Raw genomic sequence first — 19,339 nt, forward strand, 5'->3', positions numbered from 1 at the left:
GGTCATTCACTGATGCGCATCACCATCCTGGCGACCGCCACAGTCTTCGAACTGACCGACACCGAAGGAGGACAACAGACGATCTTCCGGAACGACCTGGTTCCGGATGACAGTCCCCGGTGGCTCGATGCCGTCGTGGCTGAGGCGAAGGACCTCCTCGGTGGGACCTGGGAGGGGGTCCGGGTCACGGTGATCGCGACCGACCCTGATTCAGCGGGCCTGCTCACCGATGTCCTTCTCGCTGACGGCGCGGAGGTCGACGACGGCGTCCTCCAGACGTCCGTCGGGGACCGTGGCGGCGCCCACCGCGTCACCGGCGAGCCGGCGGACGGTGTCCCCACGATCCGGCGGCCACGCTCGGGGAGCCGTCACCGGGCACCGTTCCGGCCGAGCCTCTTCCACGCGGCGATCGTGGCCGTCGTGCTCGGTGTCGTCGCGGTCTCGTGGTGGAGTCTGCGGGAGGAGATCACTCCGGTCGAGGAGTCCGGGATGACGGAAACCGTCCCCGTACCCACCCCGACGGTGACCTCCGTGGGCGCGTCCGGATCGACCTCATCCCACCCGGGCCCCGGGGTGCCCGTGAAGCCGCCGGGCACACAGCCGGGCAGCGTGGTGCTCGAGGCCGGCGGCATCAGCGTCACACTGCCCGCCGGGTACATCCTGAACCCCGGGAAAGCCGGTGGAGTCATGGCGACGGGCCCGGATCCGGACCTCCGGATACACCTGGCCGCGGATCCGGCCCTGGGGCTTCCCCCGGAGTCGATTCTCGAGGAGGCCTCGATGCGTGTGGAGACCGATCCCGTCCTCCACCGTTCGGATCGCGCGGACCTGAGACCCGGGGTGCAGGTAGTGGCCTACCGCGAGGACCCGGGTGACGGATCGTTCGTGGACTGGATCACCTGGGTCGATCAGGATCACCAGATGAGCGTCGGATGTCACACCCGGATCGCGCCCACCGTCGCCCAGCGGGCGATCTGCCGCATGGCGGTGAACAGCGTTGTCCTGCGGAAAGAAGAGAATCCGGAGAATCTCGCCGAATGACGGAACCGGTCGGCGGTTCGGTGGGTCTCACCCTAGTGAAAGAGCAGAACAAACCCGCACCCCGGAAAGTCGGACAGCGGAGAGCTTTTTCCCCGGAGTCCGGAATCCGGGAGGTACGCGACAGGCACCCGGTCACACGTCTGTCCCTTCACGGGGACGCGTGCTCCACAGTCCCGAACAGTCAGGCAACGAGAAAGGCCAGAAGTGAATCAGATCTTCCGCACCGAAGCGGCCGTCATGAAACAGGCCGCCGCCAACGTAGACACCACCAACGACGACATCCGGAACGAACTCGGCAGACTCCGCTCCGTGGTCGAGCAGGTCCGCGGGTCGTGGGATGGCGCCGCACAGGTGTCGTTCGATGAACTCATGGGCCGCTGGAACAACGCCGCGGTCAAGCTCCAGGAATCCCTGGGCAGCATCTCCGAGAATCTCCGGAGCAACGCCGGAGCCTTCGAGAACGTCGAGGCACAGAACGCCGACGCTCTCCGCCGGACCGACGTCGCGGGCCTGCAGCTCTGAGGCCCGTCCCCGATCAACAACCGAAGGAACCCACCATGGAATCCACCATCCGCTACCAGTTCGGCGAGATCGCCGCTGTCGTCGGAGACATCCGCGCGACGTCAGGTCGCATCAGCCAGCAGCTGGAGGAGATCAAACGTCAGATCCGTCCCATGGCGGAAGCCTGGGAAGGCGACTCGGCCGTGGAGTACCAGGCCGCCCAGCAGAAATGGGACAACGCCGCCGCTGAACTCAACCTCATCCTCGACACCATCGCCCGCACCGTGGGTGAGGGGAACGACCGGATGAGCGACATCAACCGGCGGGCCGCCGCCAGCTGGAGCTGATGTCGTGACCATCCGCGACAGTGGCCCTGCCGAGGGGGTGATGCCGCACAGACCCTGTCCCGTTCCGTAGCCCCTGACCACCGGATCCGGCGGACCTCTCTTCCCGTGCAACCACACATCGTCCGCCGGATCCCCGACCCCGCACCGTCTGCGCGGCGTATCGGGCCATACCGTCGCCGTCCGTGGTGTTCCCGTCCCTTGACCGCCTCCCTCGATGAGTGGGGCGGGGGACCACCCCGGTCCTCGTCCGCGGTGCGGGCGACCCCGATTCCGTTCGGTCACCGGGTTGAGCTGTCCCGTCCATCCGTTCAACAGTGTCCCCCAGCGCTATGACGGAAGCTCCATAAGAATGGGCCGCTCAACTCGTCTACGGACCGTCCGGACGCATGCCCCATCTTCCGTTCCCGGGAGATGGGGCTGTCGTCGTGCGGTGCCCCGCGCCGCGGGGTTGGAGTTTCAACGGCCATGCTCTAAGCTGAGTTTTCCGTGTGTGGAGTCTCCCGCTGACGCCGTCGCACCCATCCGTAAAGATTCACGCAGGATGCAGGTGGCCAGGATCTTCGGGGGACAGCGGATCAGTGCGGGTCTCCACCGGCCGCCGTACCTGATCATCCGCACGTTGATTCGTGGCCGGCAGTTTTCGACACAACGCTCTTCAGAGGAGTCATTTTGTCTACTTACCACCCGAGAAGCGGTGACATCACCCGCAAGTGGTATGTCGTCGACGCCACCGACGTGGTGCTCGGCCGCCTGGCCACGCACGTCGCCGACCTGCTGCGCGGCAAGGGCAAGCCGCTCTACGCGCCGAACGTCGACTGCGGTGACTACGTCATCGTCATCAACGCCGACAAGGTCCACATCTCGTCCAACAAGCGGGACCGTGAGTTCCGTTACCGCCACTCCGGTTTCCCGGGTGGTCTGAAGACCATGACCCTGGGTCGCTCCATGGAGCTGCACCCCGAGCGTGTCGTCTTCGAGGCGATCGAGGGCATGATGCCGCACACCAAGCTCACCCGTGCGTCCGTCAAGAAGCTGCGCGTTTTCGCCGGCTCCGAGCACCCGTACGCTGCCCAGAAGCCCGAGACCTACGAGATCAAGCAGGTGGCCCAGTGACCGAGAACAACACCAACGAGCCCCAGGCCGCCGAGGCCTCCGACATCGCCGCCGCGCAGGCCGCGACCGAGGAGTTCACCACCACCATCGGTGACGCGATCGCCCCCGAGGCGACCGAATCCGAACTGGAGACCCCGGTTGCCCCCGCCGAGCTGGATCACCCGATCCAGACCGTCGGTCGCCGTAAGCGCGCCATCGTGCGCGTCCGCATGACCGCCGGTTCCGGCCAGTTCTTCTGCAACGGTCGCTCCCTCGAGGACTACTTCCCGAACAAGCTGCACCAGCAGCTGATCAAGGCCCCGCTGGCCCTGATCGACCGTGAGGGCCAGTTCGACATCCACGCCAACCTCGGCGGTGGCGGCCCCACCGGCCAGGCCGGCGCCTTCCGTCTGGCGATCGCCCGTGCCCTCATCACGTACAACCCGGCTGACCGGGATGCACTGAAGAAGGCCGGCTTCCTCACCCGTGACGCCCGTGCCGTCGAGCGCAAGAAGGCCGGTCTGCACAAGGCCCGTCGAGCTCCGCAGTACTCGAAGCGCTGATCCACCCCGGATCCGCTTTCCCGCACACACCGCGGGACTCACGGAAGCCGCCGCTCCCCACTCACGTGGGGGCGGCGGCTTCCGCCGTTTCAGGACGAGGATCACCCATTCATCCGATCGAGCCCGGGGTCAGCCGGCATCGGACACGGTGACGGTAGCTGTCGCGACCCCACACAGGCTCCACCGATGACCTGGATCACCCCGACGCGCGTCCCCGGGGAGGCGTACCGGCATAATGGACACATGACTCGACTCTTCGGAACTGACGGTGTACGCGGACTGGCGAACAAGGCTCTGACGGCGCCCCTCGCGCTCCGGCTCGGGGCTGCCGCCGCCCATGTCCTGACCAAGGAGAACCGCACCTCCAAGCGCCGTCCGATGGCCATCGTCGGTCGGGACCCCCGGGTCTCGGGGGAGATGCTCGCCGCGGCGCTCTCCGCGGGCATGGCGAGCCAGGGGGTCGACGTCCTCCGTGTCGGCGTCCTGCCGACCCCGGCGGTCGCCTTCCTCACCGACGACTACGGAGCGGACATGGGCGTGATGATCTCCGCCTCGCACAACCCGATGCCGGACAACGGCATCAAGTTCTTCGCCGCGGGCGGGCACAAACTCGCCGATGAGGTCGAGGACGAGATCGAGGCGGCGATGGCCGGACTGCCGGAGGGGGGACCGACCGGGCACGGGATCGGACGGGTCCTCGAGGAGGCGCACGATGCGCAGGAGAGGTACCTGCAGCACCTGTCCCAGGCCGTCACCCGCGACCTGTCGGGAATCAGGGTCGTCGTCGACTGCGCGAACGGTGCGGCCCACGAGGTGACACCTCTGGCCTACGGGGCCGCGGGCGCCGAGGTCATCGCCATCCATGATCAACCGAACTCGTACAACATCAACGACGGGTGCGGATCCACGCACATCGACCAGGTGCGGCAGGCGGTCATCGAACACGGTGCGGACCTCGGGCTCGCCCACGACGGGGACGCCGACCGGTGCCTCGCGGTGGATGCGGAGGGCACGATCATCGACGGGGATCAGATCATGGCGATACTGGCGATCGCGATGAAGGAGAACGGGGAGCTGCGCAAGAACACCCTCGTCGCCACCGTGATGAGCAACCTCGGACTCAAACTCGCCATGGAGGAGGCGGGCATCACCCTCCGCACGACGAAGGTGGGGGACCGGTACGTTCTCGCCGACCTCAAAGCCGGAGGCTTCTCCCTGGGTGGTGAGCAGTCCGGCCACATCGTCCTGCCCGACAACGGAACGACCGGTGACGGTACGCTCACCGGCCTGACCCTCATGGCCCGGATGGCGGAGTCCGGGAAGTCCCTGAAGGAACTCTCCGCCGCGATGAAGGTCCTGCCCCAGGTTCTCATCAACGTTCCGGTGTCGGACAAGTCGGCGATCTCGTCCAGTCCCCGGGTGACCGAGGCCATTGAGGCGGCGGAGAAGGAACTCGGTGACACCGGGCGGGTGCTGCTCCGCCCTTCGGGCACCGAGGAGCTCTACCGGGTCATGGTCGAGGCGGCGGACGCCGAGACCGCCCGTCGTGTGGCCGGGAGACTGGCCGCCGTCGTCGCTGAGATCTGAGCGTCGGATCGCGAACCACGCGAACCTCTCCGCCGACACCCCCGGCATACCCCCGATGGTCCGCGCGGTCACCGTGTTCGCGCTGGTCGGCCTGGAGTTTCCGGTACGCGGCCAGAATGAACGGACCGTGTGAGTGGTACTGGGAACCACTTCGGCGCAGGCTCCGGTCTAAGTGCCAGAAACGATTATCGGGAAGCGTCGGCACCGTGATTCCCGATCCCGGCGAGGCCCCCGTGGCACTGATGAAGAGGTTCAAACGTGGATGACGGTCACAATCCCGGCCACCCTGCGACGGGTGGTACGGCATCCGTCCGTATCAGCGGCGGCGCGGTTCCGGCCCTGAGACGGCTCCTGGACGAGGTCCAGCTACAGCAGGAGCGGCATTCCGGCACGGCCCCGGCAGCCGTCGGGGACGGTCTGGGAACCGGATTCCGGGATTTCGCCGACGAACTGGACAGTCAGCTCATGCGCCTCCACGCGTCGACCGCCCACCGGTTGGAGGCGGTTCGCGCCACCGTTGCCGCGGCGTTGGCACAGCTCACCGAACTCACATCGGAGGACGAGGCGTTCGGCGTCGATCTGGGAAGGCTGCCGCGATGAAGGGAACACCGCCGTGTCCGGGGGGCACGGAAGACGCGGACGCAGGTGTCAGCATGCTCGACGGAGCGGTGGAGGACTACCGCGCTGTGGTGGAGGAGCTGTGCACCGCGGCTCGTGGTGCGTGGACCGGACCGCAGGTGACGCCGGAGGAACTGGCGGAGACCACCGGCACCGTCAGAGGCTTCAACCCCACCGCGGTTCTCGAATCGGCCACGGCCGCCGGTGGGTCCACCCAGCCTGACGTGGTCGCCGATCGAGTCTCCGAGGTGATCAGCGAACTCGGCGGTGAGGGAATCGGAAAGCTGATCGGGGACAAACTCGGTGCCGTCGTAACGGAGTACCTCGAGCACCGCACCCGACAGGATCAGGTACTGGCCAAGGCTGCCCGGGCGATGTCCGCGAACGCGACCCTGTGCCGGATGTCCGGGGAGGCCGCCGGGGTGACCGCCCGGGCGACTCTGTCGGCCATCAGGGCACAGGCACGCATGATCGATGAGGCGTACGGCGACGGGGACTGGGACTGCTTCCGTCGGCTCGTGAGTGCCGCCGCCACGCTCGTCGATGAATGCGCCCACGAGATCTGGGGGCTGTGCGTGGACCGGGATGAAACGATGTGCGGGGGACTCAACCACCTCATGACGGGTCAGGCCGCGGTCGCGGACGCCCCGGCGGCGCCCCTGACCCCGGCGGCGGAAACCCTGTTCGACGCAGCCGCCCAGCGGTATCCCCGTCGGCCCCTCCCGGGAGGGGATCCCGGATCGCCGGGGCCGGTCCCGCCCGACGTTTCCGCATCCGGTGGGGAGTGGGCGGGAAGTGGCATCGATCCGCGACCGTGCACCGGAATTCTCGGAGCGATCGGTGTCGGAACCGCACTGATCGGTGCCGGACTCCTCGCTGAACTGGCTCACGATGCCCCGGACCAGTTCTCCTGCGGTACAGGGGTCCCCGATGTTCCCGACCTTCCCGGCGTCCCGGAATCACCGGAACCGGATACCGTGGCAGGGAGTCCACCGGAACCGGATAACGCGGCCGATGGTCGACCGGAACCCGTCCCGCAGCCCGAATCCACGGATCCCGTCGGTGGACCTCTCCCTGTGCCTGAGGCACCGGCTCCCGGGGACGGGGCACCACGGGAAGACCCGTCTCCCGGGCCTGCGCCGGTAACCGCCCCCGAGCCCAAGCATGACGGCGGTTACCCGTCATCCGGTGAGGAAAACCCCGGAACCGCGCGGAAGGTGGGGCAGTGGTGAGCGACGAGTTCGACCGATTCATCGCGGGATTCGAACAGCGCTCCATCCAGCGTCTCACCGAGTTCGAGAAGGCCCTCGAGCGGGTGCACAGATCGGCGCGTGACGCCGCCGAGAAGAAGGCACGGGAAAGGCAGCGCGTCGGAGACCCGTTTCCCGGTGCGCGAAGCAGCGGGGAACCCCGCGTACCGGACCCGCCTCAGGAGAATCCACCCGCTGCCGCCCCTCGACCACGGGCTGCGACCAGAGGCGTGCTTCGTCGAGGATGGAACTGACACCGTCGGGGACTTGAGTCCGGGACGCCGTGGGACAACCCGGTGTCCGCAATTGTGATCGGTGGGAACCTGGTCACGTCACAGCGGGCCACAGCGGAACGCTGTGACAGTCGGCTCAGTTCGGCCGAGGCCCGTTTTACCCGACTGAAACACGGGTGTGACCCGGGCCGGAGGGCAGGTCCATGCCGCGCGGGGTGATCCGGGCACAGGGCCCTGTTGCCGGTGCTTTCGGATGTGTGCCACTCCGTGTGCCGCGCAGATCAACCCCAACCACGAGGAATACTGAAGATGCCGCTGGACGGGACCTTCGACGGCGTGCCCTCCGAATACACGGTCAGCATCCCCCGACAGGGAATACCCGGACGGCCTCAGGATGCCGGTCAATGGGGCGGGATCGCTCCTCGAACTGTTCGGCAAGCTCGCGCACGATGCCGCGAAAGTGACCGGGGTGTCTCCCCCGGCGGAGAACCGGAAGCGGGGGACCGCAGAAGCTGGTTCCGTGGGGTCACGATCGTCGTGGCCGCCCTGCTCGTGCTCCAGGTGATCAAGTATCTCGTGATGTTCGTGGTGTTCGTATTCACCAGCGCCGCCATCCCCTTCGCCTGACGGGAGCGGGCCGAACCGGGGCCCGCGGGATGTGGCTGTTCCCGTCGGATACCGGGCACGCCCACGACCGGGAAAAGGCGTCGGCCTTCCCGGTCACCGGCCGAAGGTCAGGAGACCGGGGTCTCGGCTTCGTCCGCCAGCTCCTCGGCGGTGTAGCCGGTCACCCCCTTGCCCGGGTCGGCTTCCGGGTCGGAGAATGCGGCGTAGTCCTTCTCATGGCCCAGCTGATGGAGAAGGAATCCGGTGAGCAGGGCGCGGGCCGACTCCTGGGCGGAGAATCTCGGCAGACCCACACCGATGGCGAGGTTCGTTCCGATACGCTCCGGGAAACCGAACTGCGTCCCCTTGTCCACCACGCGGTACACCACGTCGTCGCAGCCCCAGTTCGCCGCGACCTTCGCTGGACTGCCGGCGTCGATCAGGAACGGACGCCCGGAACCGACGACCAGACCGGGAGCGGACACCGCCTTCGCGGCCTCCACACACGACGGACTCGTCACCGCGGGGTAGAGCGCCCCGACCGCCCGGACGACGGATCGGTCCGCGGCGGCCAGGATGGCACAGCCCGCGCCCATGCCGTGTCCGGCCACACCGATCTTCCCAGGTGCGACCGTCACCTTCCCAGCTCCCAGCTTCACGCCCGCGAGAATCTGGATACAGGTCTCCATGTCCGCGACGAATCCGCGGTGGTCGGGGAGAGCACCGGATTCGGTGGCGGGGGCCGCGACAGCGATACCCCAGCTCGCGAGATGGCGGAGCGTGCGGTGGTACTTGTCCACACCGGTCAGCCAGTCGTGACCGAACACGACGCCGGGGACGCCGTCCCCCTCGGCGGGCGTGTAGATCTTGCCGGGCAGACCCGCGACAGCGAGGTCACCGACCATCACCCGGTGCGGGCCACGCCGGGACAGCTTGGACATTTGCTTCTTCAGTTTCTGAGCCACGACACCCAGGATAGTTCACCTGTGTACATCGCCACACTCCCCGATCACACTCGTTCCGGTTTCCGTGCCGGGCGTGCGGTCCGATCCACCGGCGGACGATCGCGGCACCCGGATGACGTGGGGCGCGCCGGGCGTGCGAGATCGATCCGGCTCCCTCGTCCACTAATGTGGTCGGCATGTGTGGAATCGTTGGATATGTAGGTGGACAGCAGGGTCTCGACATCGCCCTGGAAGCGCTGCGTCGGATGGAGTACCGAGGATACGATTCCTCGGGTATCGCCGTCGTCGGCGATGACGGCGGTATCCAGTCCGTCAAACGCGCCGGACAGTTGGCGAACCTGGTTGACAAGATCGCGGAGACCGGGCGCGACCATCTGGCCGGCCACACCGCCATCGGCCACACCCGCTGGGCCACCCATGGCCGCCCGACCGACGAGAACGCGCACCCGCACGTCTCGTTCGACGGAAAGGTCGCGATCGTCCACAACGGGATCATCGAGAACTTCGCCCCGCTCCGCGAGGAACTGGAGCGTGACGGAGTCGAGATGAAGTCGGTCACCGACTCCGAGGTCGCCGCGCACCTGCTCGCCCGCGCGTACAACGAGGGAGAGACCGCCGGCGACTTCCGCGCCAGCGCGCTGGACGTGCTGAACCGTCTCGAGGGCGCGTTCACCCTCCTGTTCACCCACGCCGACCACCCCGGCGAGATCATCGCCGCACGCCGCTCCACACCCCTGATCGTCGGTGTCGGTGAGGGAGAGACCTTCCTCGGTTCCGACGTCGCCGCATTCATCGAGTTCACCCGCGACGCGGTGGAGCTCGGGCAGGACACCGTCGTCGTGATCGACGCCGACGGGTACGAACTGCTCAACTTCGACGGCAGCCCCGCCGAGGGGCGCCCGTTCACCATCGACTGGGATCTCGCCGCCGCGGAGAAGGGCGGGTACGACTCCTTCATGATCAAGGAGATCCACGAACAGCCCGCCGCGGTGCGTGACACCCTCGCCGGACACTTCGTCGACGGCCGTATCCACCTCGACGAGGACGGCCTCACCGACGATGACCTGCGCAACCTGGACAAGGTGTACGTCGTCGCCTGCGGTTCGGCCTACCACTCCGGGTTGCTGGCCAAGTACGCCATCGAGCACTGGGTCCGCATCCCCGTCGAGATCGAGGTGGCCAGCGAGTTCCGCTACCGCGACCCGATCCTGGACAAGCGGACCCTCGTCATCGCGGTCTCCCAGTCCGGGGAGACCGCCGACACCCTCGAGGCCGTCCGCCACGCCAAGGCGCAGGGTGCGAAGGTCCTCGCCGTCTGCAACACCAACGGCGCGCAGATCCCCCGCGAGGCCGACGCCGTGCTCTACACCCACGCCGGCCCCGAGATCGGCGTCGCCTCGACGAAGGCGTTCCTCGCCCAGGTCGCGGCGAACTACATCGTGGGTCTCGCGCTCGCACAGGCGCGCGGCACGAAGTACCCCGACGAGATCGCCGACATCTGGGAGGACCTCGAGGCCATCCCCGCGAAGATCGAGAAGCTGCTCGACTGCGCCGACGACGTCTCCCGGATCGCCGACACCCTGGGCACGATCCGCACCATGCTGTTCCTCGGCCGTGGCGTGGGATTCCCCATCGCCCTCGAGGGCGCGCTGAAGCTCAAGGAGCTGGCGTACATCCACGCGGAGGGGTTCCCCGCCGGTGAACTCAAGCACGGCCCGATCGCGCTCATCGAGGAGGACCTGCCCGTGGTCGTCGTCGTGCCCAGCCCGAACGGAGTGAAGGTCCTGCACTCCAAGATCGTGTCCAACATCCAGGAGATCCGCGCCCGTGGGGCGAAGACCATCGTCATCGCCGAAGAAGGGGACACCTCCGTCGAGCCGTTCGCCAACTGGCTCATCCGGATCCCCGAGTCCTCGTCGATCATGCAGCCGCTGCTCGCGACCGTGCCGCTCCAGTTCCTCGCCGCCGACATCGCCCGCCACTGCGGCAACGACGACATCGACAAGCCCCGGAACCTCGCGAAGTCAGTCACCGTGGAGTAGTCTCCCCCTTCGTCAGCCGTCGACGCCGCGGTTCCGCACACCGGCGTCACGACACGCCCCGCGCCACCTCGTGGTCGCGGGGCGTACTCGCGCGAACCCACCGAGGAAAGGAATCGACGCCCTTGTCCGACACGGCCAACCGCACCCCCTGGGCGGGCATCGTCATGCTGGGCCTGGGGATCTTCGTGATGACCACGATGGAGGAACTGCCCATCGGTGTCCTGACCCTCGTCGCCGATGACCTCGGCACCTCCCACAGCACGATCGGCCTGGGCGTCACCATCCCCGGAATTCTCGCGGGCATCGTCGCGATCTTCGCCCCGAAGCTCGTCGGACGCACCGACCGACGGTTCATCCTCGCCGGTGCCCTGGCCGCGAACGGGATCTCGGGCGTGCTCTCGGCGCTCTCGCCCACGGCCGGGTTCTTCCTGGCCTCCCGCATCCTCGTCGGGGTGGCGCTCGGCATGTTCTGGGCGCTCCTCGGTGCGACGGTCGTCCGCGTCGCGGCGGAGAAGGACGCCCCGAAAGCCCTCACGGTGGCGTTCTCTGGGGCAGCGGCCGCCATCGTCCTCGGAGTGCCGCTGGCGACCTGGCTGGGGGAGCGGACCTCCTGGGAGGAGGCGTTCATCGTCGTGGCCGGTGCCGCCCTCCTCGTGGCGCTCGGCCTGATCCTGCTCGTCCCCGCGGCCACGACCACCACGGCGGTCAGTCTGGGCGACATCGCGGCGACCGCCCGACTGCGTGGGGTCCAGTTCGGTGTGGCCTACACACTCATTCTCGTCACCGCGCACTTCACTGCCTACACCTACGCCTCACCGCTCCTGCAGGACCTCGGCGGGGTACCCGTCACCGGGATCAGCACCCAACTGTTCGTCTTCGGTATCGCCGGACTCGCCGGGAACTTCCTCGCGGGCCCGATGATGAAACGTTCCCTCGACGCCACCGTCGTGATCATCCCCGCCGGAGTCGTCACCGCGCTGCTGGCGTTCGCTCTGTTCGTCGGTTCGCCGCTGTCCGCCGGCCTGGTCATGCTCGCCTGGGGGCTGTTCGGCGGTGCGATCTCCGTGGTCTCCCAGGCGTGGGTACTCCGCGCCGCCGATGACAACGCCGAGGCCGGATCCGGCCTCAACTCCGGTGCCTTCAACATCGGCATCGCATCGGGGGCGTTCCTCGGTGGACAGGCGGGCGAACACCCCCTGCCCTTGTTCACCGGCGGTACCTCCGGCGGCAGCGAGACGATCTTGCTGGTCGCGGGACTCGGTGTCGCCGCAGCCTGTGCACTCGCCGTCGCCGGGGCGCGCGTCACGCGGAAGCGGCGACGGCCTCGGGTGCGCCAGGTGGGGTAGACAGTCCTACCATGGTTTTCATCGCCGTCACCTTCCAGGAGATGAAACCATGATCCCCGTCCACACCCCGGACACCGTCCGCGCCGCCGAGCGACCGCTGCTGGAGAAACTCGGTGGCGGTCTCATGCGCCGTGCGGCGCATTCCCTGGCGGTGGACTGCGACCGAATCCTGCGCGACCGTCGACGTGCAGGGGCCGCCGGCGCGAAGGTTCTGGTTCTCGCCGGTTCGGGGGGAAACGGTGGTGACGCGCTGTTCGCCGCCGCCGAGCTCGCCCGTCGCGGTGCAGGTGTCACGGTGTGGCCCGTCGGCTCGACACTGCACGGGGAGGCGTCCGCATTCCTCGGGACCCACGCCCGCTGGCGTGAACCCGGGGAACAACCGGTCCGAGACATCCGGGATGCCGACCTCATCATCGACGGGATCGTCGGAATCGGGGCATCCGGTGGTCTTCGGGGGCACGGTGCGGACTCGGCCCGGATCATCCGCGGCCACCAAACCGGAGGCACCGGTCCGACCGTCGTCGCCGTCGACATCCCCAGCGGCGTCGATCCGATGACCGGACACGCCCACGACGATCACCTCCCCGCCACCCACACCGTCACCTTCGGTGCGCTGAAACCCGTGCACGTGTTCGGCGCGGAACACTGCGGAACCGTCACCTGCCACGGCCTCGGGATCGACCGGGAACTGGAGAACCACACCCCGTACGCCCGACTCGTCGAACGTGGGGACCTCGCGGCGTGGCCGAGGCCCGGTCGTACCTCGGACAAGTACACCGGGGGAGTGGTGGGCATCCACGCGGGATCCGGTAGGTATCCCGGGGCGGCGGTCCTCGCCACCGCCGGAGCCCTGCGCGCCACCTCCCCGATGGTCCGCTTCGCCGGGAGCTGCCACGGCGCGGTGACCACCGCCCACCCCGAGGTCATCGGTACCGCCACGACCGGCGAGGCGGGTCAGGTCCAGGCGTGGGCCGTCGGTCCCGGAACCGGGACCGGGGACGACGAGGCCGGTATCCTCGCGGATCTCCTCGCCACCGACCTGCCGGTGCTTCTCGACGCCGACGCGCTCACCCTCGTCTCCTCCCGCACGGACCTCGTCGACGCCGTCACCGCCCGCGGCCATCGGGGCGCATTCACCGTTCTCACCCCGCACGACCGCGAGTTCGGGCGCCTCGCCGGCACCGCCCCGGGACCCGACCGGATCGCCGCCACCCGGGCGCTGGCGGAGAAACTGAACTGCTGCGTTCTGCTCAAGGGAAGGGTCACCGTCATCGCCGGCGTCGACGAGTGTCTCCTCGTCGACGCCGGCTGCTCCTGGGCCGCCACGCCCGGCTCCGGGGACGTGCTCACCGGGATCACCGGTGCCGCCATCGCCCACCGCGCCGACCCCGGCATGGTGGCGCTCGCGGCGAAGATACACGCCGAGGCGGCCCTGGCCTGCGGCGGCCCGGTCCCATCCGGTGACATCGCCGAGGCCGTCCGCGGCGTCGTCCGTGAGGTCGTGAACCCCGACCGGTGACAGGCGACGGTGGGGACGGACGGGCGTCGACGAACGGGGAGACACCAACGGAAACCAGGTTCGCCCGCGTGGCACAATGGACCACCATGGAACTGCTCACCGCACGCATCGATCTGGCCGCCATCGCGCACAACACCCGGCTGATCAAGCGACGTGCCGGTGACTCGCAGCTGATGGCCGTCGTCAAGGCGGACGGCTACAACCACGGTGCCCCGCGCGTCGCCGCGGTCATGGCAGACAACGGCGCCGACCAGTTCGGCGTCGCGACACTCGCGGAGGCCCACGCACTACGGGTCGGCGGGATCACCGCCCCGGTGCTGTCCTGGATATGGACACCCGGGCAGGACATCGCCGCCGCGATCCGCGACAACATCGACCTCGGGGTGAGTTCCCCGGAACACGCGCACGCCGTCATCGACGCCGCGAGATCCCTCGGGACCACCGCGCGGGTCACCGTCAAAGCCGACACCGGACTCCACCGCTCCGGGGTGCCCGCCGGCGACTGGGGCGCGGTGTTCGGCATGCTGGCCGACGCCTCCGACGCCGTCGAGGTCACCGGGGTGTTCTCCCACCTGGCGTGCGCCGATGAACCCGCCAACCCGGAGAACGACGCCCAGGCCGCCAGACTCCGCGACGCCATCCGCGCGGCGAGGGACGCCGGGCTCAACCCGACCATCAACCACCTGTCGAACTCACCCGCCGTCCTCACCGGAGGTGACCTCGGATTCGACATGGTCCGGCCCGGTCTCGCCCTCTACGGACTCGACCCCGTCGCCGGCGGGGACAGTGATCTCCGGCCCGCGATGACACTCGCCGCGACCGTCACCGTCGTCAAACCCGTCGCCGAAGGGGAGGGGGTCTCCTACGGCCACACCTGGCGCGCCGGGCACGAGGGCACGCTCGCCGTCGTGTCCATGGGCTACGCCGACGGCCTGGCCCGTGCGCTCGCCGGGAAGATCGGGGTCACCATCGACGGCCACCGCTACCCGCAGGTCGGTGTCGTGTGCATGGATCAGATCGTCATCGATCTCGGGTCGAATCCGTGTGGGGTGAACCCGGGTGATGAGGCGTTGATCTTCGGTCCCGGTACCTCGGGCGAGATGACGACCTACGAGGTCGCCGACGCCCTGGAGACCATCCCCTACGAGATCATCTGCCGACCGCACGGGCGCGTGGTCCGCGAGTACGTGGGGCGGTGACCGTGTCCATCAGGCAACACGCAGTGGGAGAGCACCGATGAAGTCCACGTTCCCGACCTCCGGAACCACGCGGCTGGAGACCGCCGCCGACACCCGCGCATTCGCGGCGGAACTCGGCGCAGCACTCGAAGCGGGGGACGTGGTGATTCTCGACGGTCCTCTCGGCGCGGGCAAGACGACCTTCACCCAGGGCCTGGCGGAGGGGATGGGGGTGAAGGGCCGGGTCACGTCCCCGACGTTCGTCATCGCCCGCGTGCACCGCTCACTCACCGGAGGTCCCGACCTCATCCACGTCGACGCCTACCGGTTGTTCGGGGAGGACCCCGACGCCGAGGTCGATGCCCTCGGGGCTCTCGACTCACTCGACCTGGACACCGAACTCGACGACGCCGTCATCGTCGCCGAATGGGGTGGGGGGCTGGTGGAACAACTCGCCGACACCTGGCTCGAGGTCACCTTCGACCGGGAGACCGCGGTGCGGGAGGACCCGGAGTCGGAGGCACGGATCCTCAGTTGGCGGTTGCGGAAATAGGTCCCAGCCCCGTGAACGTGACGGGGGAGGACGCCTGAATGCAGACGTAGGTTCGTGGGAGAATGGCGCGAACCCGGTGACCGGGCGCCCAGACGACATACTGAGGAGCAACCGTGAGTGTTGTGCACGATCTGCCGACCCCTTCATTCCAGATCCCTGTCATCGGGGGCGTGGCCGCATTCGACCCGGTGGCCCTGTGTACCGCAGCCCGGGGACTCTCTGAAAAAGGTCTGCACGTCCACCTTCCGGTGGAACTGGACCATGGGATTCCCGCTGATCTCGCGGCGCTCGCGGTGATCACCTTCAGCCCTCCGGACGGTTCTCCGGTGTCGGTGACCGCGACCATCGACACGGGGAGACTGACATGGGATCTGTCTGAACCCGTTGAACCCTGGGATTTCACCGACTACCGGGATGCGGAGTGTTACGGCGTGGACATCGGGAAGCACAACGTCGTCGAGGTGGACGGGACCCCGGTGGCCAGCGTGCCCATGCGGCTGCCCTCGGGCGCCCCGGTGAACGTCTGGTTCGCGGAATACCCCGCCGAAACGGAGAGTATCGACGCCTTCGGTCTGCTGCATCGTGTCGATCACCTGGTGTCCGGGTACTCCCGGGGTGAGGGGAAGATGTTCGACAGGGTCGTCGTTCCGGCGCTGGACTTCACCTACGCGACGGAAGCCGGCGGTGCCCGTGTCGAGGAGTGGGAGGAGACGACCGTGTTGCAGCGCTTCGCGGCCGCACTGAACGAGGACGGGGCACGTGTCATAGCCGAAACGGAAATTCTGGAGACAGGACCTCCCCCGAGTATTGATCAGCTTCCGTCCGAGTACGTCTTCGGGGCGAAGGGGCCGATCCTCACGTGGTTCACGCAACCGGGCAACCCCATGCCCTTCTCCATCATCTGGAGCAGTTCAGACGGCTGGTCGGACCCCGGTGAGGAGATCGACCTCGACGAGGTGGAACTCACAGGAATATGAGATTTGGCATTGACAGGTTCGGTGTCGGGGAATAGTCAGGGAAGATCCGCCGGCTCACACGGCAGGAATCGTGGAACGTGCAAAACCCGACGTGAGTTCCCTGGTTAGACCAGGACGACTTCAATCGCCCGCACCTGTGGTGGATGAATTGGCCAAAGCTATATATCTGTGGGATCAGGTAACCTCCCGGACGGGATACTGGTGGCTTAATGTTCAGACAGTAAAACATGGCGCATTAACGTCGGGATTCCAGTGAGATCAGACTTTCCTGTGGAATTATTTCCTCCATTGCTGTCCTGAAATCATGCCAATGGTTGCTGCTGTGCTGGTCAAAATCCAGAGGCCGAACAATATTCCAGAGGGGAGCCCGGGGGACTGGGGGATGTCGAGGGACCGGAAGAGTTCACCCACGCGGGACCTTGCTGCGAGCAACGCGAGGCCTGACACGGTTGCGGAAGAAAGCGCCATGACGAAGCCGAGTGCAGTGAAAATGAAAATGTGTGATGACGGCCCCGCACCAATTCTCCTCAATGAAAACACAGTTTTTCGTTGAGCGATAGAGAACTGAACCGCGCTGTAGAGAAGTCCAAAAAGTGCAACTATTGATATTCCTCCGACCATCGATAAGATAGAGAAAATCTGTGCGGATTGAGCTGATTTCAAATCATCGGAGACAAAATTCTCCACCGATTTCCATGAGTTTTCCGGGTAACTGTTGGAAACCATGTCAAGACCTCCGCTGGCCTTGGCGTAGGATCTGTGTTGAACATTGTCAACTCCGCTAGGAGTGAAGGATTCAGCATTCGCCCCTAGTGCGCCTTTAAATATCGAACTGCGTTTGCTTAGTGCAACAACGGTGACATTTCGTTGGATTCCATCCCCATTGATGATAGAGATTTTATCTCCGAGATCATGTTTCTCAGCGTCTGCGACGACATATTCTTTATCAACGTTCGCTAGGCTTCCGGCCACTATTGTTGAAGGGTCAAGCATCTCGTCAAAAGCTGAAGGATTGAACAGAATTAAAGGTGCCTGCCGGAGTGGATCGTCTGAGAACAACCAGCCTTTGTCGAAATCAAATGCCGATATCTGGACATCGTTCGTGGTTTTTTCTACCCGTTCTGGAGTCACGGCATCAGCTGAAATCGAGTTCATTGCAAGATATTCGCCTGCTGTTGAAGATGCCAACGTCAGAATCGTACTTGTTCCGGCAACTCCAAGGAGTAGGGAAGCGATGAGTGAAAGTCCACTGAGTTTTCTTGATTCAAAGTAAATTAAGCCGCCGGTGTAAAGCCCGCGCGCGCTGAATCGTTTTATTAACCTTCCGCAGATTGCAATGATTAGGGGTGATGCGCACCAAGTGGCTATAAGAGCCGTGAACATGGCTCCGAACGTGATCTCATTTACATTTTCGATGGTGGTGGGAGTCTTGAGGATTGCGAGAAGTCCCGCTATCGACATTATAAAAAGGCCGAGACGGACAGCAAAACGGAACGTATGACTTATGCAGATGTGGGACTTTTTGGGTTTTTCTAGCGCGGAAACATTTTTTGAACTCCAGAATGCCACTGATAAAGAGAATGCTCCCATGCAGAGGGAAACCCATAGGGTGATTGGTACATTCGGGCCATAACCTATGTCGTTCGCATCGAGTCCGGTCATCGATAGTGTAAATTTATACACCGCTACGACTAAGGGGGAGGGGAATACAGACGATATGAATGCGGCCAGTGAACAGAGGGTGCTGATTGCGGAGAAACTGAAGCGTATAGTTGTCTGAGGTACTCCGTATATTCTTAAAGATCTTATAGTGGGTGAGGTGTTGGCTATAATGAACTGAATGATCGCAGCCGTCATCATCAGTGATACAACTGCGGTAATTGTGAAAACAAGGATGCTGTATACTGCAATTCCGTCAAGGATATTGACTCTTTGCACGAGTTCGACACTGGTGATGTCTGATTTTTTGAGATCGTTAGCTTTGTCGGTGGCGCTGACCACAACTCCTAGTATTCCGCTCATTATTGCGGTGAGGAAACATGTGATAAGAAGTTGCGAAGATATCAGTGTTTTGTGGCCACGCCAGATCAACATCGTGTTCATTCGGTCATCTTTCTCTACGTCCGATTCCTATGTCCGAATACTTCCAGAATGGCGATGGCGGAGGGCACGTCGAGGGACCGTTCTAGTTGTCCATCGCAAAGCTCGATTACCCTGTCTGATGCGGCGGCAATAAAAGGATCATGTGTGACCATGATGACGGTTACTCCATTATTAGCCATTTCTTTGAGCAGGTTGACGACAATCTCTGAATTTTTCTCATCGAGAGCTCCGGTGGGCTCATCGGCGAAAATAATATCCGGTTCCACCGCGATCGCTCGTGCTATTGCGACTCGTTGGCACTGACCTCCAGAGAGTTCATTTGGTAGTTTATCGGCAAATTTGGAAAGACCGACCTGTTCTAGGGCCTGTTGTGGAGATATCTTTCCATGTCTGGACTTACTGATTCGCTTACCCAATTCAATGTTCTCCGCGGCGGTCAGAAAGGGGAGCAGATTGTAATCCTGGAATATTGTTGACGTAGTTTGCGCGCGAATTTTTGATCGTTCTCTGTCGGAGATTGAGAATATGTCTGTATCGTCGTAAAAAACTTGTCCCGAAGTCGGTTGAGTGATTCCGGACATTATATTGAGGAGTGTGGATTTTCCCGATCCGGACCGACCGATCAGTGCTGTAAACGTACCGCCCTCAAATGTGTAGGACACTCCTGAAACGACTGGACCATCGGCGTCTCGATATATTTTTTCAATGCGTTGGAGTTTGATGTGCATAAGACCTCCTTCATTTCTGTGTCGGCTGGTTTATGATTGAAGTGTTCACGGTATATTAATTTGTCATTATTGCTGCTGAAGAGTTTGTGC

The 19,339-nt window shown here is 65.0% G+C and carries 18 protein-coding genes; 15 read left to right on the plus strand and 3 right to left on the minus strand.

The genetic code is table 11. The features are described 5' to 3' along the window. The first annotated feature begins 12 nt into the window (after positions 1 to 12). The 9 genes from JIM95_RS06180 to JIM95_RS06220 all read left to right on the plus strand — a co-directional run bounded on the left by JIM95_RS06180 (position 13) and on the right by JIM95_RS06220 (position 7,253). On the plus strand, positions 13 to 1,041 hold the full coding sequence (locus tag JIM95_RS06180; RefSeq protein ID WP_200260356.1) for a type VII secretion-associated protein: 1,029 nt from the start codon (positions 13 to 15) through the stop codon (positions 1,039 to 1,041). A 204-nt stretch (positions 1,042 to 1,245) separates the two neighbouring features. After that, positions 1,246 to 1,563, plus strand: coding sequence for a WXG100 family type VII secretion target (locus JIM95_RS06185; protein ID WP_200260353.1), 318 nt, complete (start codon positions 1,246 to 1,248; stop codon positions 1,561 to 1,563). Between the two features lie 35 nt (positions 1,564 to 1,598). Continuing rightward, positions 1,599 to 1,889 (plus strand): WXG100 family type VII secretion target, encoded by a 291-nt coding sequence (locus JIM95_RS06190; RefSeq protein ID WP_200260350.1) that lies wholly within the window; start codon positions 1,599 to 1,601, stop codon positions 1,887 to 1,889. A 669-nt stretch (positions 1,890 to 2,558) separates the two neighbouring features. After that, on the plus strand, positions 2,559 to 3,002 hold the full coding sequence (gene rplM / locus JIM95_RS06195; protein WP_198739066.1) for a 50S ribosomal protein L13: 444 nt from the start codon (positions 2,559 to 2,561) through the stop codon (positions 3,000 to 3,002). Beyond that, the gene (gene rpsI, locus JIM95_RS06200; protein ID WP_200260347.1) at positions 2,999 to 3,544 is read left to right on the plus strand and encodes a 30S ribosomal protein S9; all 546 of its coding nucleotides are present in this window, start codon (positions 2,999 to 3,001) and stop codon (positions 3,542 to 3,544) included. Before rplM ends, rpsI begins: the two co-directional genes overlap by 4 nt. Before the next feature lie 243 nt (positions 3,545 to 3,787). Beyond that, positions 3,788 to 5,131, plus strand: coding sequence for a phosphoglucosamine mutase (glmM, locus tag JIM95_RS06205; RefSeq protein ID WP_200260344.1), 1,344 nt, complete (start codon positions 3,788 to 3,790; stop codon positions 5,129 to 5,131). Positions 5,132 to 5,389: 258 nt separating this feature from the next. Next, positions 5,390 to 5,731, plus strand: a complete 342-nt coding sequence (locus JIM95_RS06210; RefSeq protein ID WP_200260341.1) for a hypothetical protein — start codon at positions 5,390 to 5,392, stop codon at positions 5,729 to 5,731. A 53-nt stretch (positions 5,732 to 5,784) separates the two neighbouring features. Next, a complete protein-coding gene (locus tag JIM95_RS06215; RefSeq protein WP_200260338.1) occupies positions 5,785 to 6,981 on the plus strand; it encodes a hypothetical protein in 1,197 nt (398 codons plus the stop codon). Continuing rightward, positions 6,978 to 7,253, plus strand: coding sequence for a hypothetical protein (locus JIM95_RS06220; protein WP_200260335.1), 276 nt, complete (start codon positions 6,978 to 6,980; stop codon positions 7,251 to 7,253). The genes JIM95_RS06215 and JIM95_RS06220 overlap by 4 nt, the downstream gene beginning before the upstream one ends. A 713-nt stretch (positions 7,254 to 7,966) precedes the next feature. On the opposite strand, the gene JIM95_RS06225 is transcribed toward JIM95_RS06220, so the two are convergent. Then, positions 7,967 to 8,803, minus strand: coding sequence for a dienelactone hydrolase family protein (locus JIM95_RS06225; protein WP_200260332.1), 837 nt, complete (start codon positions 8,801 to 8,803; stop codon positions 7,967 to 7,969). 176 nt (positions 8,804 to 8,979) lie between these two features. On the opposite strand from JIM95_RS06225, the gene glmS reads away from it, so the two are divergent. The 6 genes from glmS (at position 8,980) to JIM95_RS06255 (ending at position 16,418) form a co-directional block, all read left to right on the plus strand. Then, positions 8,980 to 10,845 (plus strand): glutamine--fructose-6-phosphate transaminase (isomerizing), encoded by a 1,866-nt coding sequence (gene glmS, locus JIM95_RS06230; protein WP_200260329.1) that lies wholly within the window; start codon positions 8,980 to 8,982, stop codon positions 10,843 to 10,845. A 122-nt stretch (positions 10,846 to 10,967) separates the two neighbouring features. After that, positions 10,968 to 12,191: an MFS transporter gene (locus JIM95_RS06235; RefSeq protein ID WP_200260326.1), complete on the plus strand. Its 1,224-nt coding sequence runs from the start codon at positions 10,968 to 10,970 to the stop codon at positions 12,189 to 12,191. A 49-nt stretch (positions 12,192 to 12,240) separates the two neighbouring features. Further along, entirely contained in the window at positions 12,241 to 13,710 is a 1,470-nt protein-coding gene (locus JIM95_RS06240) for a bifunctional ADP-dependent NAD(P)H-hydrate dehydratase/NAD(P)H-hydrate epimerase (protein ID WP_200260323.1), read from the plus strand. An 86-nt stretch (positions 13,711 to 13,796) separates the two neighbouring features. After that, a complete protein-coding gene (gene alr, locus JIM95_RS06245) occupies positions 13,797 to 14,909 on the plus strand; it encodes an alanine racemase (RefSeq protein ID WP_200260321.1) in 1,113 nt (370 codons plus the stop codon). 37 nt (positions 14,910 to 14,946) lie between these two features. After that, on the plus strand, positions 14,947 to 15,441 hold the full coding sequence (gene tsaE / locus JIM95_RS06250) for a tRNA (adenosine(37)-N6)-threonylcarbamoyltransferase complex ATPase subunit type 1 TsaE (RefSeq protein WP_200260318.1): 495 nt from the start codon (positions 14,947 to 14,949) through the stop codon (positions 15,439 to 15,441). A gap of 113 nt (positions 15,442 to 15,554) precedes the next feature. After that, the gene (locus tag JIM95_RS06255; protein ID WP_200260315.1) at positions 15,555 to 16,418 is read left to right on the plus strand and encodes a hypothetical protein; all 864 of its coding nucleotides are present in this window, start codon (positions 15,555 to 15,557) and stop codon (positions 16,416 to 16,418) included. A 276-nt stretch (positions 16,419 to 16,694) separates the two neighbouring features. On the opposite strand, the gene JIM95_RS06260 is transcribed toward JIM95_RS06255, so the two are convergent. Beyond that, positions 16,695 to 18,521, minus strand: a complete 1,827-nt coding sequence (locus tag JIM95_RS06260; RefSeq protein WP_200260312.1) for a hypothetical protein — start codon at positions 18,519 to 18,521, stop codon at positions 16,695 to 16,697. Between the two features lie 14 nt (positions 18,522 to 18,535). After that, positions 18,536 to 19,249 carry an ABC transporter ATP-binding protein gene (locus JIM95_RS06265; protein ID WP_200260309.1) on the minus strand — a complete coding sequence of 238 codons (714 nt, stop codon included), beginning with the start codon at positions 19,247 to 19,249 and terminating at the stop codon, positions 18,536 to 18,538. Positions 19,250 to 19,339: the final 90 nt, after the last annotated feature.

Origin of the sequence: Corynebacterium antarcticum (assembly GCF_016595285.2) — a bacterium.
Lineage (GTDB): Bacteria > Actinomycetota > Actinomycetes > Mycobacteriales > Mycobacteriaceae > Corynebacterium > Corynebacterium antarcticum.

What these genes read in the sequence shown, in the direction of transcription:
- JIM95_RS06180 (WP_200260356.1), top strand. Translation starts at nt 13, where the DNA reads ATGCGCATCACCATCCTGGCGACCGCCACAGTCTTCGAACTGACCGAC.
- JIM95_RS06190 (WP_200260350.1), top strand. Translation starts at nt 1,599, where the DNA reads ATGGAATCCACCATCCGCTACCAGTTCGGCGAGATCGCCGCTGTCGTC.
- glmM (WP_200260344.1), top strand. Translation starts at nt 3,788, where the DNA reads ATGACTCGACTCTTCGGAACTGACGGTGTACGCGGACTGGCGAACAAG.
- JIM95_RS06215 (WP_200260338.1), top strand. Translation starts at nt 5,785, where the DNA reads ATGCTCGACGGAGCGGTGGAGGACTACCGCGCTGTGGTGGAGGAGCTG.
- glmS (WP_200260329.1), top strand. Translation starts at nt 8,980, where the DNA reads ATGTGTGGAATCGTTGGATATGTAGGTGGACAGCAGGGTCTCGACATC.
- JIM95_RS06240 (WP_200260323.1), top strand. Translation starts at nt 12,241, where the DNA reads ATGATCCCCGTCCACACCCCGGACACCGTCCGCGCCGCCGAGCGACCG.
- alr (WP_200260321.1), top strand. Translation starts at nt 13,797, where the DNA reads ATGGAACTGCTCACCGCACGCATCGATCTGGCCGCCATCGCGCACAAC.
- tsaE (WP_200260318.1), top strand. Translation starts at nt 14,947, where the DNA reads ATGAAGTCCACGTTCCCGACCTCCGGAACCACGCGGCTGGAGACCGCC.
- JIM95_RS06260 (WP_200260312.1), bottom strand. Translation starts at nt 18,521, where the DNA reads ATGAACACGATGTTGATCTGGCGTGGCCACAAAACACTGATATCTTCG.
- JIM95_RS06265 (WP_200260309.1), bottom strand. Translation starts at nt 19,249, where the DNA reads ATGCACATCAAACTCCAACGCATTGAAAAAATATATCGAGACGCCGAT.